The sequence below is a fragment of the Acinetobacter sp. HR7 genome (assembly GCF_000773685.1).
In the GTDB taxonomy this organism is placed as follows: domain Bacteria; phylum Pseudomonadota; class Gammaproteobacteria; order Pseudomonadales; family Moraxellaceae; genus Acinetobacter; species Acinetobacter thermotolerans.
In genome coordinates this window covers 1-754 of sequence record NZ_JPQO01000085.1, presented here as the reverse complement: position 1 = coordinate 754, position 754 = coordinate 1, and the positions used below count along the sequence as shown (strand labels likewise).

At 34.1% G+C, this 754-nt stretch carries 1 protein-coding gene; it reads right to left on the bottom strand.

The features are described from left to right. The coding region (locus GW12_RS05055) for an IS701-like element ISAba11 family transposase (protein ID WP_034584346.1) at positions 1 to 754 on the bottom strand (754 nt) is incomplete at both ends.

Genomic DNA, 754 nt, shown 5'->3' with positions numbered 1-754 from the left:
TTATCGAGAATAAAGTCATCAATGAAGTTTTTGATAATTGGTCTAAATAATTTCTTCTGCCAACGATATATATTTTCAAAGATCCGCTCAAACTGGTTCTTTTGTATCTCAACGTAGGCCATCAAGGCTGAAAAAATATGATTCAAAATCAGTTTAGATCGTCTTACTTGAAACTTTTCAATATGACAAACCTGTTTAATCACCCGGTGATATTGCTCTATTTTCCAATGACTTGAATGTAATTCATGAAAACCCTCAAAGGACAATAAATCATCTTCATCTTGATGCACAATATAAAACCTCTGCTGTTCTTTTAACTGAGTCTTAAATAATTGTACAAAGCCAAAATCTTTGAGCCAGACCACTTGACCCTGATGGAAATCTGGCAATAAGCGCAGTTGAAACCATTGTCCTTTTTCTGGGGAAACCTTACGGTTACAGTCGATACCAAACATAAATCGAATACCATATTTTCTTATGGTTTTTAGATTTCCAGTCGATGAATACCAACTATCACCTGTAATAAATTGAATCTTTGCACCCCAACTGAGTACTTCACTTAACATATCCATAAAGTAATCATTCTTGGTTTTACTTTCAGATTTGTCATAAATTCGGAAATTAATTGGAATATTTTGACCATTTTGATCTGTCGCATACAAGGTAATGAGATTAATACCCTTGACGGATCGGTGGTGTTTGCCTGACCAAAAATAGCTAACCAAGTCCATATGTTGACTATATGGTTTATCTA